The sequence below is a fragment of the Duganella fentianensis genome, assembly GCF_009857835.1.
GTDB classification, from domain to species: Bacteria; Pseudomonadota; Gammaproteobacteria; order Burkholderiales; family Burkholderiaceae_D; genus Rugamonas; species Rugamonas fentianensis.
The window spans coordinates 1-342 of record NZ_WWCL01000025.1; the positions used below are offsets into that span (position 1 = coordinate 1).

Sequence of the window (342 nt, forward strand, 5' to 3'; positions counted from 1 at the left end):
CGAAAATCGGCACCGATTCGCATCGTCAGCGTCATATCGATACGATCAGAAATACGCAAAATAGCTCCATCGCAGCCGCGTGATGGCGATGCGCGCCTTCTTGTTGAATGGACGCTTGTTCCGCGGCGAAACGGGCGGCGATGCGCCATATAGGTGGCCACAGTTTCCGCATCGGTAGGGCGCGTCGAGCAGGGCTACGTTGAGTCGGTAGGGCGCCTTGGCGCCGCAAGTGCGACAGGCGATTTCCAGCGGGTCGCCATGCACCGGGCAGCATTTGTTGGTGCCGACCTGATGCACCACACTGTGATAGCCACGGCACAGGCATTTCCGGCAATACCGGAA

General features: G+C 59.6%; 1 pseudogene. It reads right to left on the reverse strand.

From position 1 onward, the window contains the following. Nucleotides 1–45: 45 nt before the first annotated feature. Nucleotides 46–342, reverse strand: a pseudogene (locus GTP23_RS22925) (hypothetical protein); the annotation flags it as partial.